At 75.1% G+C, this 14,132-nt stretch carries 9 protein-coding genes and 1 pseudogene; 5 read left to right on the forward strand and 5 right to left on the reverse strand.

Features of this window, described 5'->3' with window-relative positions:
- Window positions 1-12: 12 nt before the first annotated feature.
- Window positions 13-1,671: pseudogene (locus ACGF4C_RS16090) on the reverse strand (ABC-F family ATP-binding cassette domain-containing protein).
- Window positions 1,672-1,725: 54 nt separating this feature from the next.
- On the opposite strand from ACGF4C_RS16090, the gene ACGF4C_RS16095 reads away from it, so the two are divergent.
- Complete coding sequence (locus tag ACGF4C_RS16095) at window positions 1,726-2,496, forward strand: enoyl-CoA hydratase/isomerase family protein (protein WP_393566710.1); 771 nt, start codon at window positions 1,726-1,728, stop codon at window positions 2,494-2,496.
- Between the two features lie 6 nt (window positions 2,497-2,502).
- On the opposite strand, the gene ACGF4C_RS16100 is transcribed toward ACGF4C_RS16095, so the two are convergent.
- The gene (locus ACGF4C_RS16100) at window positions 2,503-3,174 is read right to left on the reverse strand and encodes a DJ-1/PfpI family protein (protein WP_393566711.1); all 672 of its coding nucleotides are present in this window, start codon (window positions 3,172-3,174) and stop codon (window positions 2,503-2,505) included.
- A 53-nt stretch (window positions 3,175-3,227) separates the two neighbouring features.
- A complete protein-coding gene (locus ACGF4C_RS16105) occupies window positions 3,228-4,190 on the reverse strand; it encodes a GlxA family transcriptional regulator (RefSeq protein ID WP_393566713.1) in 963 nt (320 codons plus the stop codon).
- A 151-nt stretch (window positions 4,191-4,341) separates the two neighbouring features.
- Here ACGF4C_RS16105 and ACGF4C_RS16110 point away from each other — a divergent pair, with 151 nt between their 5' ends.
- The 3 genes from ACGF4C_RS16110 (at window position 4,342) to ACGF4C_RS16120 (ending at window position 9,395) form a co-directional block, all read left to right on the forward strand.
- Window positions 4,342-5,211: a hypothetical protein gene (locus ACGF4C_RS16110; RefSeq protein WP_393566714.1), complete on the forward strand. Its 870-nt coding sequence runs from the start codon at window positions 4,342-4,344 to the stop codon at window positions 5,209-5,211.
- 137 nt (window positions 5,212-5,348) lie between these two features.
- The gene (locus ACGF4C_RS16115) at window positions 5,349-7,796 is read left to right on the forward strand and encodes a Tex family protein (RefSeq protein WP_393566716.1); all 2,448 of its coding nucleotides are present in this window, start codon (window positions 5,349-5,351) and stop codon (window positions 7,794-7,796) included.
- Window positions 7,797-8,186: 390 nt separating this feature from the next.
- Entirely contained in the window at window positions 8,187-9,395 is a 1,209-nt protein-coding gene (locus ACGF4C_RS16120) for a Cmx/CmrA family chloramphenicol efflux MFS transporter (RefSeq protein ID WP_393566718.1), read from the forward strand.
- Here the strand turns inward: ACGF4C_RS16120 and ACGF4C_RS16125 are convergent.
- Window positions 9,340-11,280: an FUSC family protein gene (locus tag ACGF4C_RS16125; RefSeq protein WP_393566720.1), complete on the reverse strand. Its 1,941-nt coding sequence runs from the start codon at window positions 11,278-11,280 to the stop codon at window positions 9,340-9,342. The genes ACGF4C_RS16120 and ACGF4C_RS16125 overlap by 56 nt on opposite strands.
- Before the next feature lie 215 nt (window positions 11,281-11,495).
- Between ACGF4C_RS16125 and ACGF4C_RS16130 the strand changes: the two genes are divergently transcribed.
- On the forward strand, window positions 11,496-12,497 hold the full coding sequence (locus tag ACGF4C_RS16130) for an FAD-dependent oxidoreductase (RefSeq protein ID WP_393566721.1): 1,002 nt from the start codon (window positions 11,496-11,498) through the stop codon (window positions 12,495-12,497).
- Window positions 12,498-12,708: 211 nt separating this feature from the next.
- Here ACGF4C_RS16130 and ACGF4C_RS16135 read toward each other — a convergent pair whose 3' ends face one another.
- Window positions 12,709-14,067: a M14 family metallocarboxypeptidase gene (locus ACGF4C_RS16135; RefSeq protein ID WP_393566940.1), complete on the reverse strand. Its 1,359-nt coding sequence runs from the start codon at window positions 14,065-14,067 to the stop codon at window positions 12,709-12,711.
- Window positions 14,068-14,132 lie beyond the last annotated feature (65 nt).

Here is a 14,132-nt window from a genome sequence, read left to right on the forward strand (position 1 = left end):
GGCCCGCCCGGTTCACACCGCCCGGTCGGTGATCCGCCCGGCCTCGACCTCGATCCGCCGCGTGGTGTGCACCGCGTCCAGCATCCGCCGGTCGTGGGTCACCAGCAGCAGCGTGCCCGGGTACGAGGCGAGCGCCGACTCCAGCTGCTCGATGGCCGGCAGGTCCAGGTGGTTGGTCGGCTCGTCCAGGACGAGGAGGTTGACCCCGCGCCCCTGGAGGAGGGCCAGCGCGGCCCGGGTGCGCTCCCCCGGCGAGAGGGTGTGCGCCGGGCGCAGCACATGGGCCGCCTTCAGCCCGAACTTCGCGAGCAGGGTGCGGACGTCGGCGGGCGGCAGGTCCGGCACGGCGGCCCGGAAGGCGTCCATCAGCGGCCGGTCGCCGAGATGGTGCCCGCCGAAGAGCCGGCCGCGGGCCTGCTCGATCTCGCCGACCACCACGCCCGGGCCGAGCGCGGCCTGCCCGGCGTCCAGCGGGAGCCGGCCGAGCAGGGCGGCCAGCAGGGTGGACTTGCCGGAGCCGTTGGGACCGGTGATGGCGACCCGGTCCGCCCAGTCGATCTGCAGGTCCACCGGGCCGAAGCGGAAGTCACCGCGCCGGACCGCGGCCCCGCGCAGGGTCGCGACGACCGCGCCGGCCCGGGGCGCCGCGGCGATCTCCATCCGCAGCTCCCACTCCTTGCGCGGTTCCGCCACCACCTCCAGCCGCTCGATCAGGCGCTGGGTCTGCTTGGCCTTGGCGGCCTGCTTCTCGGTGGCCTCGACCCGGCCCTTGCGGGCGATCTTGTCGTTGTCGGGGGCCTTGCGGCGGGCGTTCTTGACGCCCTTCTCCATCCAGTTGCGCTGGGTGTGGGCGCGGGTCTCCAGGGCGGCCTTGGTCTCGGCGTACTCCTCGTACTGCTCGCGGGCGTGCCGCCGGGCCCGCTCGCGCTCCTCCAGGTAGGAGGCGTAGCCGCCGCCGTAGACGTTGACCTGCTGCTGGGCGAGGTCGAGTTAGACCACGCGGTTGACGGTGCGGGTCAGGAACTCGCGGTCGTGGCTGACCAGGACGGTGCCGGCGCGCAGCCCGGTGACGAACTCCTCCAGCCGGTGCAGACCGTCCAGGTCCAGATCGTTGGTCGGCTCGTCCAGCAGGAAGACGTCGTAACGGGAGAGCAGCAGGGAGGCGAGCGAGGCCCGGGCGGCCTGTCCGCCGGAGAGGGCGGTCATCGGCTGGTCGAGGCCGACGGTGAGGCCGAGCTGGGCCGCGGTCTCCTCGGCGCGTTCGTCGAGGTCGGCGGCGCCGAGGTCGAGCCAGCGCGTGAAGGCCGTGTCGTAGGTGTCGTCGGCGCCGGGGCGCTCCTCGGCCAGGGCCTGGGTGGCGGCGTCCAGGGCACGCTGGGCATCGGCCACGCCCGTACGGCGGGCGAGGAAGGCCCGTACGGTCTCCCCGGGGCGGCGGTCGGGCTCCTGCGGGAGGTGGCCGACGGTGGCGGTGGGCGGGCTGAGGGAGAGCGCGCCCTCCTCCGGGGTGTCCAGCCCGGCCAGCAGGCGCAGCAGGGTGGACTTGCCCGCGCCGTTGGCGCCGACGAGGCCGATGACGTCCCCGGGGGCGACGACCAGATCGAGACCGGAGAAGAGGATGCGCTCGCCGTGGCCGGCGGCGAGGTCTTTGGCGACGAGGGTTGCTGACATCAGACCGTCGATCGTAGTCGGCCGCCCGGGCCGCGGTCGCTCTAATATCCGGGCATGGAACCGGGCCTCACGACGCACGTCAGCGACGGCACAGCGACCGTCACCATCAGCAACACCGGCAAGCGCAATGCGATGACCGTCCAGATGTGGCGGGATCTGCCGCCCCTGCTGGCGCGGCTGGCGGCGGACCGGGCGGTGCGGTCGCTGGTGCTGACCGGCGCCGGCGGGACGTTCTGCGCGGGCGCGGACATCGCCTCGCTGCGCGGGACGGCCGGGGAGTCGCAGGGGCTGGCGGTGGCGGCCGAGGAGGCGCTGGCCGCCTTCCCGAAGCCGACGCTGGCGGCGATACGCGGCTACTGCGTGGGCGGCGGCGCCCAGTTGGCGGCCGCCTGCGATCTGCGGTTCGCGGAGGAGGGGGCGCTGTTCGGGGTGACGCCGGCCAAGCTGGCGGTGGTCTACCCGGCGTCGGCCACCCGGCGGCTGGTCCGGCTGGTCGGGCTGTCGGCCGCCAAGTACCTGTTGTTCTCCGGGGAGTTGATCGACTGCGCGCGGGCGCTGCGGACCGGGCTGGTGGACGAGGTGCTGGCCGAGGGCGAGCTGGGCAAGCGGGTCGCGGAGTTCTCCGCCGTACTGGCGAGCCGGTCGCTGCTGACGCAGACGGCGGCGAAGGAGCTGGCCAACGGCACCTGGGACGTGCCGCCGGACGAGGCGGAGGAGCGCGGCGCCCACTGGGCGGAGCAGGCCCGGGCGAGCGGCGACACCGCCGAGGGTGCCGCCGCCTTCCTGGAGCGCAGGCCGCCGCGGTTCACCTGGCCCGCGGAGTGAGGGGCGCTACGCCCACTGCCCCTGTGCCTGCTGTTCCCGCTCCCCGGTGAGCACGGACCGGCCGAGGTCCCGCAGCGCCGCGGTGACCTCGGCCGGTGCCTTGTCCGGGGAGCCCGCGTCGTAGGGCGGCTGCGGGTCGTACTCGATGCCGAGCTGGATGGTCTGGGCCGCGGTGTCCCCGGCGATCCGGCCGGCCAGCGCCAGTCCCATGTCGATGCCGGACGAGACCCCGGCCGCGGTGACGTACTTGCCGTCGAAGACCACCCGTTCCCCGGTCGGCTCGGCGCCCAGGGCCGGCAGCAGGTCCAGGGCGAGCCAGTGGGAGGTGGCCCGGCGGCCCTTGAGGAGGCCGGCCGCGGCCAGGATGAGGGAGCCGGTGCACACCGAGGTGGTCCAGGTGGTGGTGGTGTCCACGGCGCGGATCCAGTCGTGCAGCGGCCCGTCCGCCATGTGCACGGTCTGCCCGGGGCCGCCGGGGACGACGAGGATGTCGGGCGCGGTGACCTCGTCCAGCGCGGCGTCCGCGACCAGCCCCACGGAACCGGTGTCGCTGCGGTACGTCCCGGCGCGTTCGGCGACGAACACCGTCTCGGCGCCCGGGAGGCGGCTGAGCGTCTCGTAGGGGCCGATGGCGTCCAGGGTGGTGAAGCGGTCGTAGAGGAGGATCGTGATCTGCATGGCGTTTCCCGTCTGGAGGAGTGGCTCGGAGGAGTCGGACGGCGGGCGGCCGCTCAGTGGCCCGCGGGGGCCGGCTGGAAGCGGCGGCGGTATTCGGCCGGGGAGGCGGCCAGGGCGCGGAGGAAGGCGCGGCGCATCGCCTCGGGGGTGCCGTAGCCGCAGTGGCGGGCCACCTGGGCGATGCCGTCGGCGGTGTCCTCCAGGCAGCGGCGGGCGGCCTCCAGCCGTACCCGGTCGACATAGCGGCCCGGCGTCATGCCGACCTCGTCGCGGAACGCCCGGGCGAAGTGGCGCGGGGAGAGCCCGGCGCGGGCGGCGAGCGCGTCGACGGACAGGTCGGCGGCCGGGTGCTCGGTGATCCACTGCTGGACGTCGCGCAGCGGCCGCCGCTGCGCGGTCTGGACGGCGAGCTGGGCGCTGAACTGCTTCTGGTTGCCCGGCCGGCGCAGGAACACCACCAGGTGCCGGGCGATGGCGAGCGCGAGGTCCCGGCCGAGGTCCTCCTCCACCAGGGCCAGCGCCAGGTCGATGCCGGCCGTCACGCCCGCGGAGGTGGCCAGGTCGCCGTCCCGCACGTAGATCGGGTCGGCCTCCACCCGCACCGCGGGGAACCGTTCGGCGAGGGTGTCGCACAGCATCCAGTGGGTGGTCGCGCGCCGGCCGTCCAGCAGCCCGGCCTCGGCCAGCAGCAGCGCCCCGCTGCACACCGAGACCTTGCGCCGGGCCCGGTGGGCGTTGTCCCGCAGCCAGTCGACCAGCCGCGGGTCGGGGGTGCGGGTGCCCTGGCCGCCCGGGACCAGCAGGGTGTGCGGGGGCCCGGCGGCGGCGAGCGTGGTGTCGGGGACCAGGGTCAGCCCGCTGGTGGTGCGCACCGGGGAGCCGTCCAGGGCGGCCGTACGGATCCGGTAGGCGCCGGGAACGGCCTGCCCGGCACCGCTGAATACCTCCACCGGCCCGGTGACGTCCAGGGCCTGCACGCCGTCGAAGAGGACGACCAGCACCTCGCGCTGTTCCATGCCGTCCATCCTGGGCAGCGGCGCCGATGGCGGCAATGTCGGGCTTCCCACCTTTCCTGCCATTGCCTGGTCAGGGCAACCGCGGAAGTCTTCGTGGGGCCGTCGGGGCCCTGCCCCCGATGCCATACCGACGGGTCGGTACCCTGCCCCCATGACCTCTCACAGCGCACTGCCCGAGCGGGCCGGCCGCACGTGCCACAACGTCATCAACCCCTTCCACTCCACGCACTACTTCGCGCCGGAGCTTGCCGCCGAGATGGCCAAGGCCGGGGTCGAGGACGCCAGGGCCGGCTACTTCGTCTGCCGCAGCGCGGCGATGGGGGCGGTCGGTCCCGGCACCGTCGCGGCCACCTTCTACAACTTCAAGTACGAGCTGATCGCCCGGCACCTGCCGGAGGTGTGGCAGAAGACCACCCCGCAGGACGTGCTCGACGCCCGGCTGCGCGCCGCCGACGCCACCCTGCGCCGGCTGCTCGGCGACGAGGCGGTGACGTCACCGGAGATGGCGGAGGCCGCCGGGCTGGCACTGCGCGCCACCGAGGCGTGCAGCCGCAGGGCCCGGCCGCTGTACGCCGCGCACGCCGACCTCCCGGTGCCGAAGGCGCCGCACCTGGCCTACTGGCACGCCGCGACCCTGCTGCGCGAACACCGCGGCGACGGCCACCTGGTGGCGCTGCTGGACGCCGAACTGGACGGTCTGGAGGCGCTGGTCACCCACACCGCCACCGGCCGCGGTATGAGCCCCCGGGGTGTCCTTGCGACCCGCGGCTGGTCCGAGGAGGACTGGCAGGCCGCCCAGGAGCGGCTGCGGTCCCGCGGTCTCCTGGACGGCGAGGGGCAGTTGACCGAAACCGGCATACAGCTGCGCAAGGACCTGGAGGAGACCACCGACCGCCTGGACCGGGCCCCGTACGAGCACCTGGGCGCGGCGGGCGTGGCCCGGCTCACCGAGCTGGCCACCGGCTTCACCACCGCCGTCATGAACGCCGGCGCGTTCCCCGCCGCGCTGTTCGGCAAGTAGGCCGCGCGCGGCCACCGGGGTGGGCCGGCACCGCGCGCACCCCGGTGCCGCCCACCGGCTGGGCGGCGCGACAGTCCGCCCGGTCACCCGGCACAATGCAAGGCTCAAGCAAGAGCTGGAAGGCGGGCAGGATCAACGTGACGGCAGCCACTGAGCCCATCGGGGCCCTCGGATCCATCGAAGCGCGGATCGCCGGGGAGCTCGGCGTCAAGGAGCGGCAGGTGAAGGCCGCGGTCGAACTGCTCGACGGTGGCTCGACCGTCCCGTTCATCGCGCGCTACCGCAAGGAAGCCACCGAGATGCTCGACGACGCGCAGCTGCGCTCGCTGGAGGAGCGGCTGCGCTACCTGCGGGAGCTGGAGGAGCGGCGCACCGCGGTGCTGGAGTCCGTACGGTCCCAGGGCAAGCTGGACGCCGCCCTGGAGGCGCAGATCCGCGGCGCCGACTCCAAGGCCCGGCTGGAGGACATCTACCTCCCGTTCAAGCCCAAGCGCCGCACCAAGGCGCAGATCGCGCGTGAGGCGGGCCTGGAGCCGCTCGCCGACGGGCTGCTCGCCGACCCTTCCGTGGAGCCGGCCGCGGCCGCCGCGGCCTTCGTGGACCCGGAGAAGGGTGTCGCCGATGCGGCGGCCGCCCTGGACGGGGCGCGGGCCGTCCTGACCGAGCGGTTCAGCGAGGACGCGGACCTGATCGGTGAGCTGCGGGAGCGGATGTGGTCGCGCGGCCGGATGTCGGCGAAGGTGCGCGAGGGCAAGGAGGAGGCCGGCGCGAAGTTCGCCGACTACTTCGACTTCGCCGAGCCGTTCACCGAGCTGCCCTCGCACCGGGTGCTGGCGATGTTCCGCGGCGAGAAGGAGGAGGTCCTCGACCTCACCCTGGAGCCGGAGGACCTGTCGGCGGCCACCGAGGGGCCGAGCTCCTACGAGCGGTCCATCGCCGCGAAGTTCGGGATCGCGGACCGCGGGCGCCCGGCCGACCCGTGGCTGCTGGACACCGTCCGCTGGGCCTGGCGCACCCGCGTCCAGGTGCACCTGGGCATCGATCTGCGGCTGCGGCTGCGGCAGGCCGCCGAGGACGAGGCGGTGCGGGTCTTCGCGTCGAACCTGCGCGACCTGCTGCTCGCGGCGCCGGCCGGCACCCGCGCCACGATGGGCCTGGACCCCGGCTTCCGTACGGGCGTGAAGGTCGCGGTCGTGGACGCCACGGGCAAGGTGGCCGCCACCGACACGATCTACCCGCACGTCCCGCAGCAGAAGTGGGACGCCTCGCTGGCCACCCTGGCGAAGCTGGCCCGCGAGCACCGGGTCGAGCTGATCGCGATCGGCAACGGCACCGCCTCCCGCGAGACCGACAAGCTGGCCACCGACCTGATCGCGGCACAGCCGGAGCTGAAGCTGACGAAGGTGATGGTGTCCGAGGCCGGCGCCTCGGTCTACTCCGCGTCCGCCTTCGCCTCCCAGGAACTGCCGGACCTGGACGTGTCGTTGCGCGGTGCGGTGTCCATCGCCCGCCGTCTGCAGGACCCGCTGGCCGAGCTGGTCAAGATCGACCCGAAGTCGATCGGGGTCGGGCAGTACCAGCACGACCTGTCCGAGGTGAAGCTGTCGCGCTCGCTGGACGCGGTGGTCGAGGACTGCGTCAACGGCGTCGGCGTGGACGTCAACACCGCCTCCGCGCCGCTGCTGTCGCGGGTGTCGGGCATCGGTTCCGGCCTGGCCGAGAACATCGTCGCGCACCGCGACACCAACGGCCCGTTCCGCTCCCGCAAGGCCCTCAAGGACGTGGCTCGGCTCGGCCCGAAGGCGTACGAGCAGTGCGCGGGCTTCCTGCGGATCCGGGGCGGCGACGACCCGCTGGACGCCTCCAGCGTGCACCCGGAGGCGTATCCGGTGGTGCGCCGGATGGTGAAGTCGGCGGGCACCGAGGTCGGTTCGCTGATCGGCAACGCGGCGGTGCTGCGCACCCTGAAGCCGGCCGAGTTCGTCGACGACTCCTTCGGTCTGCCGACGGTGACCGACATCCTCCAGGAGCTGGAGAAGCCGGGCCGGGACCCGCGTCCGGTGTTCCGGACCGCGACCTTCAAGGAGGGCGTGGAGAAGATCGGCGACCTGGAGCCCGGGATGCTCCTGGAAGGTGTGGTGACCAACGTCGCCGCCTTCGGGGCGTTCGTGGACGTCGGCGTCCACCAGGACGGTCTGGTCCACGTGTCGGCGATGTCGCGGACCTTCGTCAAGGACCCGCGGGACGTGGTGAAGCCGGGCGACATCGTGCGGGTCAAGGTGCTCGACGTCGACATCCCGCGCAAGCGGATCTCGCTGACCCTGCGTCTGGACGACGAGCCCGGCAAGGGCGCCCCCGCGGGCGGCGGCGAGCGCCGCGCCGGTGCGGGCGGCGGCCGCGGGCCGCGCGACGGCGGCCGGGGCGGCGCACCGCGGCAGCGCCAGGCTGCCGGCGGCCGGCAGGGCGGCGGCGGGCGGGGCGGTGACCGCCGCGGCGGTGGCCGGGACGCCGGGCCGGCCAACGACGCCATGGCGGACGCGCTGCGCCGGGCCGGGCTGCTCGGCAAGGACGGCAGCGGCCGCTGACCGGACCGCCGGACCGGACGGGCCCCGGGGAGTCTCCTGACCCCCGGGGCCCAGCTGTGTGTGCGTCCTTAATTGCGTGGACCGGCCCGGCGGGCCGCCGTTAGGCTGCGCCTCATGTCCAGCCCCGAGGCGTCAAGACGCCGGCCACCGGCCGTCCGGTGGCTTTTCGCGTTGCCTCGCCGGCCCGGCATTGCGCCGTAGTGCCGTCACTCCCCTGTGCTCCGCCGCCACCGGATCGTCGTCGCCTGCCGTGCGCGCGCCGTCGTGCGCCCGGCCTTCCCATCTGACGTCCCGTCAGGATCCGTGCCAGAACCTCAGGTGCCCGAGCGTTCCGCTGCGCCCCTGTGAGGTGACGCACGTCGATCCACACTGTGGTTGCGGAGTGTTGTTGTGCCCTTCTTCCTCCATCTGCTCGGACTCGCCGTCTTCGCGCAAGGCACCTCCGAGTTCATGCTGTCCGGCCTGCTGCCGGACATCGCCGCCGATCTGCACGTCCCGCTGTCCGCGGCGGGGTCGCTGACCTCGGCGTTCGCCGTCGGAATGATCGTCGGGGCGCCGCTGATGGCGCTGCTCGCCCGGCGCTGGCCGCGCCGCCGGGCGCTGCTGGCGTTCCTGGTCACGTTCCTGCTGGTCCACGTGGCCGGCGCGGTCACCACCAGCTTCGCGGTGCTGCTGGCCACCCGGGTCGTCGCGGCCCTGGCCAACGCCGGGTTCCTCGCCGTGGCCCTGGCCACCGCGACGTCCGTGGTCGCCCCGGACGCCAAGGGCCGGGCCACCTCCGTGCTGCTCGGCGGCACCACCCTGGCCTGTGTCGCGGGCGTGCCCGCCGGTGCGCTGCTCGGCGCGGCGTGGGGATGGCGCTCGGCGTTCTGGGCGGTCGCCGCGGTGTCGGTGCCGGCCGTGGTGGCGATCGTCCGGTCGGTCCCGGCCGACGGCGGGCGGGCCGCGGACGGCGACACCGTGCGGGCGCGGGCCGAGCTGCGGACGCTGCGCTCGCCGCGGCTGCTGCTGGTCCTGCTCCTGGGCGCGCTGGTGAACGGCGCGACCTTCTGCACCTTCACCTATCTCGCGCCGCTGGTCACCGACGTCGCCGGGATCGGCACCGGCTGGGTGCCGGCCGTACTGGCGCTCTTCGGCCTGGGCTCGTTCGCCGGTGTGCGCGCCGGCGGGCGGCTGGCCGACACCCGTCCGGTGCCGCTGCTGCTGGCCGGCGGGGCGGCACTGCTCGCCGGATGGGCCCTGCTGGCGCTGACGGCCGGCAGCCCGGTGGCGGCCGTGCTGCTCGTCCCCGCCCTGGGGGCGCTGTCGTTCGGGGTCGGCTCCACCCTGGTCGCGCAGGCGCTCTACGCGGCGACCGGGGCGCCGACCCTGGCCGGCGGGTTCGCCACCGCGGCGCTCAACGTGGGTGCCGCGCTGGGCCCGTGGCTGGGCGGCGCCGCCCTCGCCGCCGGTTTCGGCTACCGGGCACCGGTCGGGGTCAGCGTCCTGCTCATGGCATTCGCGCTGGCGGTGGGCACAGCGGCCCTCGCCGCTGCCCGCCGGCTCACCCCGCCCCGGCGTGCCCCCGGATGCGTTCCAGTTCCGCCGCGACGTCGGTGAGCGCGGCGCAGTCCGGGTCGGCCCGCAGCTCGACGTCCGGCAAACCGGCGTCGGGCCGGCGCCCGGGATCCTCCAGTGCGCCGGCCATCGCCAGGAGCGCCCGGCACAGCCGCTCGGCCTCCTCGGTGCCCGGGCGCCGGGCGCCGTGGTCGAGACGTACCGCGCAGGCGGTCGCGGCGTCCACGATGCGTTCGGCGGCGGTGACCACGGCCGGCCAGTCGGGGTTGCGGTCGCGGGCGGCCAGGAGCTCGGCGGCGGCCGTCTCCGCGGCCGCCCGGGCCTCCCCCAGCGCCCGGTACGCGGCCCGGCGGAGCGCCAGCCGCTCGGCGGGGTCGGTGCCGGGCCGGGCCGAAAGGACGTGCCGCAGGAAGCGTTCGGTGGCCCGCAGCGCCGCGGTGACCCGCTGCCCGACCCGGCGGCGCGGGTCCGCGAGCCGCGGCAGATGTCCCACCACGAGCACGATGCCGCAGGCGATGGAGGTGTCGACGATCCGCTCGACGGCGGCCTCCCGGGCACCGCTGACGTACACGAACGACAGCACCATGAGGGTGATCGCCACGGTCTGCAGCGCGAAGTGCCGGGTGGCGAACGGCAGCAGCGCCCCGCCCACCCCCGCCACCAGGGCCGGCCACCACTCCCCCGTCAGCAGCAGACCGGCCCCGGCGAAGACCAGCACCCCGGCGACGGTCCCGGCGAAGCGGTTGACGGTACGGGAGAACAGCGGGCCCAGGTCCGGCTTGACCAGGAAGGTGGCGGTGGCCGGCAGCCAGTACCAGTGGTCCGCCCGCAGCAGCAGCGCCACCGCCGCACTCGCCGCGATGCAGAGCGCGACCCGCAGGCCGTAGTCCCGCCCGGCCGGGCCGAGGAGTTCGTGCCCGCGCCGCGCCGGTTCCGGCCGCCCCGGCCGGGGCCGGGACCGGGTCAGCGGCTCGTTGCGGGCGAACGCCACCGCCGCGTCCAGCAGCGCCTGGTCGAAGGCGCCGCGGCCGGGCGTGCTGGTCTCGGGGGCGGACAGCCGGCCCGGCGGCCGCCCGGTGCGCAGCGCGGCGGCGAACCGGCGGGGGCTGTCGGCGACCCGCGCCGGCAGCGGACGGCCCTCCCACAGCAGCGCGACACTGGCCTCGCACAACGCGGTGGCCGCGGCGAACCGTTCGGCCAGCAGGAGTTCGTCCGGGTCGACCGGGCGGCGCAGCAGCCGGTCCGTCAGCAGACGCAGCCGCAGTGCCTCGTCGGCGCGGTCCAGTGCGGCGCTGAGCCGGCGCCGGGCGGGCTCCGCACCGGGCCCGCCGGCCGCGCCCAGGGCGTCGGCCAGCGCGTCGAAGACCGTGGCGACCGCGGCCCGCTCACCGCTCAGCGCACCGCCCACCGGGCGCGGCGGCCGCAGCACCAGCCGCAGCAGGAGCAGCCACAGGCAGCCGGCGAGCAGGATCAGTGCCTTGGCCCACGGTGCGCCGGGCAGCGGCATCCCGGCGCCCAGGACCGTGGTGGCCAGCATCTGCATCCCGGCGTTCGAGCGGACCGGACCGGCGACGCTGCCCGCGCCGGAGACGAAACCGACCGCGAACAGCGCCGGCACGACCCACCAGCCCGCGTCCACTTCCCGCAGCGAGGCGCCGATCAGCATCCCGAGCGCCGAGGCCAGCGCGGGCAGGCCGATGTGCACGACACCGGTGCGGCGGGTGCCGGGGCGGTCGTTGACGCCGGCCAGCATGGAACCGAGCGCGGCGAGCACACCGGGCGCCGGATGGCCGGTGGCGATGCCCGCGCCGAGCAGCGGCCCGGCGCAGAGCGCACCGCGGGCGACGGCGGCCCAGGGCACGGGCAGCCGCTGCCAGCGGAACGGGTGGGCGAGCCAGGCGGGCACGGCGCGCGGCGCGCGGAGCATGGGTCTCCTTGGTCGACGGCTTACGGACGGCGGGCGGATCCGAGGGGCGACATCGGCCGACGGGTGCTGCTCCCCAGCCTAAGGTCCTGGTTTGTCCGCACCGCTGCCGGAGGGTTACCGCAAGATCACCAATGGCGGAAGTCCGGCTTCCGCGACGACCACCGGGTGCCTCGCCGGAGGGGACACCTCGTGGGGCTGCGCCCTAGCATCCCGCCATGACGAGCGACACGGGCACGGACGAGGTGTGGGTGGTCGGCGGTGGCGTCATCGGGCTGACGTCGGCGGTGGCGCTGGCGGAGGACGGCCACCGGGTGCGGGTGGTGAGCCGGGACGCGGCGGACGCGACGACCTCCGCGGTCGCCGGCGGGCTGTGCTGGCCGTACCGCATCCGGCCCTACGAGCGGGCGGTGGCCTGGTCCGTACGGTCCCTGGAGGTGCTGTCCGCTCTGGCGCGGCGACCGGAGGAGACCGGCGCCCGGCTGGTGACGGGCACCCTGGCGGCCGCCGCGCCGGGCGACGACGACGGGCTCTCCGCGTGGTACGAGGCCGTTCCCGGGCTGCGGCCGGCCCGCCCGGACGAGCTCCCCGCGGGCATCGCGGCGGGGTGGCGGGCGCGCACCCCGTTGGTGGACATGCCGGCCCATCTGCGCTACCTGGAGCGGCGGCTGGCCGCGGCCGGCGGCACCCTGGAACGCCGGGCGCTGTCCTCCCTGGAGGAGGCCGGGCGGGCCGCCGAGGTGGTGGTGAACTGCTCCGGCCTGGGCGCACGTGAGCTCGTCCCGGACCCACAAGTACAGCCGGTGCAAGGTCAGTTGGTAATCGTCGCGAACCCGGGTGTGCGGGAGTGGTTCGTGGCCGCGGACGGCGGCGCGACGGACACCACCTACCTGCTGCCGCAGCCGTACGGACTGGTACTCGGCGGTACCGCCCGCGAGGGCGCCTGGTCGCGGGAGCCTGATCCGGCGGTGGCGGCGGCGATCGTGGCGCGCTGTGCCGGCCCCTTCCCCGAGGTGGCACGGGCCCGGGTCCTGGCGCACAGGGTCGGCCTGCGCCCCGCGCGCCCCGCGGTACGCCTGGAGGCGGAGCGCTTGCCGGGCGACGCCTGGTGCGTCCACAACTACGGCCACGGGGGCGCGGGGGTGACCGTGGCGTGGGGGTGCGCCGACGAAGTGGTGGGGTGGGTGCGGAAAATTCTGGGCCGGGTGGGGCGGGAGTAGGCGGCTGGGAAGGGGCCGAGTAGGCGGCTGGAGTGGGTCGGGAGCAGACGGCTGAGGCGGGAGCGGCGGTTACTCTCTGCCCGCCGGGGGCACACCGCCCGCCCGGGGACGTTCCGGTTACGGCGTACGGGCCGGCCGCCGATGTCCGGGCACGGTGACGGGCCGGCCGCGGATGTCCGACTACGGCGTACGGGCCGGCCAAGGACCCTGGTTACGGCGTACGGGCCGACCCAGGGCAGGTGGCCAGTGGTGTGGCGGACGTGAGGTGGTAGGCGGCCCGGCCGTCCAGCAGGAGCGGAACGAGGTTGCGCAGGGACTGGCGCAGCGGCACGACGACCGAGCCGTCCGCGTCCCGGAGGACGGTCACTCCGTGCAGCGCGAGCTCGTCGCGGATCTGCGCGAACTGCTCCGGGGCGAGCCGGTAGCCGCACGGCGGGTCGGTCAGGACCTGGCCGGGGGCGGGCGGCTCGTTGTCCGCGCCGCCGAGGTGGACCGGGCCACGGTCGGCGTAACCGGTGAGCCGGGCGGCGGTGGTGGCCGCCTCGATGCGCCGCCGGTGCTGCACGAGGAAGCCGAACGCGCCTTTCAGGGCGGCGAGTTGGGAGGTGACCCGGCGTCTGTTGTTGAGCGCCGGGTCGGCCTTCTCGGCGGCGGTGAGGGCATCGACCCGGGTCTCGACGAGCAGCCCGACGGAGCCCTTCACCCCGGCCGTGTTGCGCAGGATGCGTTCCTGGCCGTCGCCCGCGACCTGCTTGACGGGGTCACCGGTCTCCGGGTCGGTCCAGATGCCGTAGACACCGGTGCTGAATCCGGCCCTCCGCACGGCCGGGGCGACGAAGTCCTGGGAGAGCGAGGTGGCTTCCCGGTGCACGGGGGCCGCGGTGTTGAGGTTGCGCGGCCACAGCGACAGCAGGTCCTTCATGTAGTACGGCACGGTGGGGCCGTATTCATGCAGGTCGTAGACGGTGTCGGGACGGTAGTCGCGCAGCACCCGGGCCATGGCGCGGGCCTCGGCGGTCTTCAGGGCGAGATGGTCGCGGTTGATGTCCGTGCCCTCGGAGTTGCCGCGGGTGTCGGCGGCCCGGCCGTCGGGGTTGGCGGTGGGGACGACCAGCACGCTGGTCCGCGCGAGGAAGCGCCGGGTGGCCCGGTCCGTGGCGTAGGCGAGGTCGCGGACGGTGGTGAGGCAGGCCTCGCGTCCGGAGGGCTCGTCGCCGTGCTGGGAGCAGATGAGCAGTACGGAGTTGCCGCGCCGTACGGCGGCCGGGGAGGCGGGGGCCGGGGCGCCGATGCGGACGAGCCGGAGCGGGCGGCCCTGCGCGGTGGTGCCGATCCGGTCGATGCGGACGCGCGGGGTGGCACGGTCGACGGTGGCCAGAAAACGCTGTTCCTCGAAGTCGCTGGTCCAGCGGGCGCCATGGCTGGCCTCAAATCCCGTACGGGGCAAGTGGGTTCCGGTCGCGCGGGCGGGTGCGGCCGGCAGGGTCGCGCCGAGGGTGGCGGTCAGACCGAAGGCCAGCGTCGCGAGGACGAGGCGACGAGTACGGGTACGGGTACGGGTACGGAGCATCACGGGCGGGTGCCTCCCTTGGGTGAGCGGTGGGGGTCGTCGGGGGCGGTGGGGGGCCGTTGGGG

Source organism: Streptomyces sp. NPDC048197, from assembly GCF_043202395.1.
In the GTDB taxonomy this organism is placed as follows: Bacteria; Actinomycetota; Actinomycetes; order Streptomycetales; family Streptomycetaceae; genus Streptomyces; species Streptomyces siderophoricus.

Excerpts from the sequence above, each read along its gene's own strand:
- ACGF4C_RS16095 (WP_393566710.1), top strand. The coding sequence starts at position 1,726 with ATGGAACCGGGCCTCACGACGCACGTCAGCGACGGCACAGCGACCGTC.
- ACGF4C_RS16100 (WP_393566711.1), bottom strand. The coding sequence starts at position 3,174 with ATGCAGATCACGATCCTCCTCTACGACCGCTTCACCACCCTGGACGCC.
- ACGF4C_RS16105 (WP_393566713.1), bottom strand. The coding sequence starts at position 4,190 with ATGGAACAGCGCGAGGTGCTGGTCGTCCTCTTCGACGGCGTGCAGGCC.
- ACGF4C_RS16110 (WP_393566714.1), top strand. The coding sequence starts at position 4,342 with ATGACCTCTCACAGCGCACTGCCCGAGCGGGCCGGCCGCACGTGCCAC.
- ACGF4C_RS16125 (WP_393566720.1), bottom strand. The coding sequence starts at position 11,280 with ATGCTCCGCGCGCCGCGCGCCGTGCCCGCCTGGCTCGCCCACCCGTTC.
- ACGF4C_RS16130 (WP_393566721.1), top strand. The coding sequence starts at position 11,496 with ATGACGAGCGACACGGGCACGGACGAGGTGTGGGTGGTCGGCGGTGGC.
- ACGF4C_RS16135 (WP_393566940.1), bottom strand. The coding sequence starts at position 14,067 with ATGCTCCGTACCCGTACCCGTACCCGTACTCGTCGCCTCGTCCTCGCG.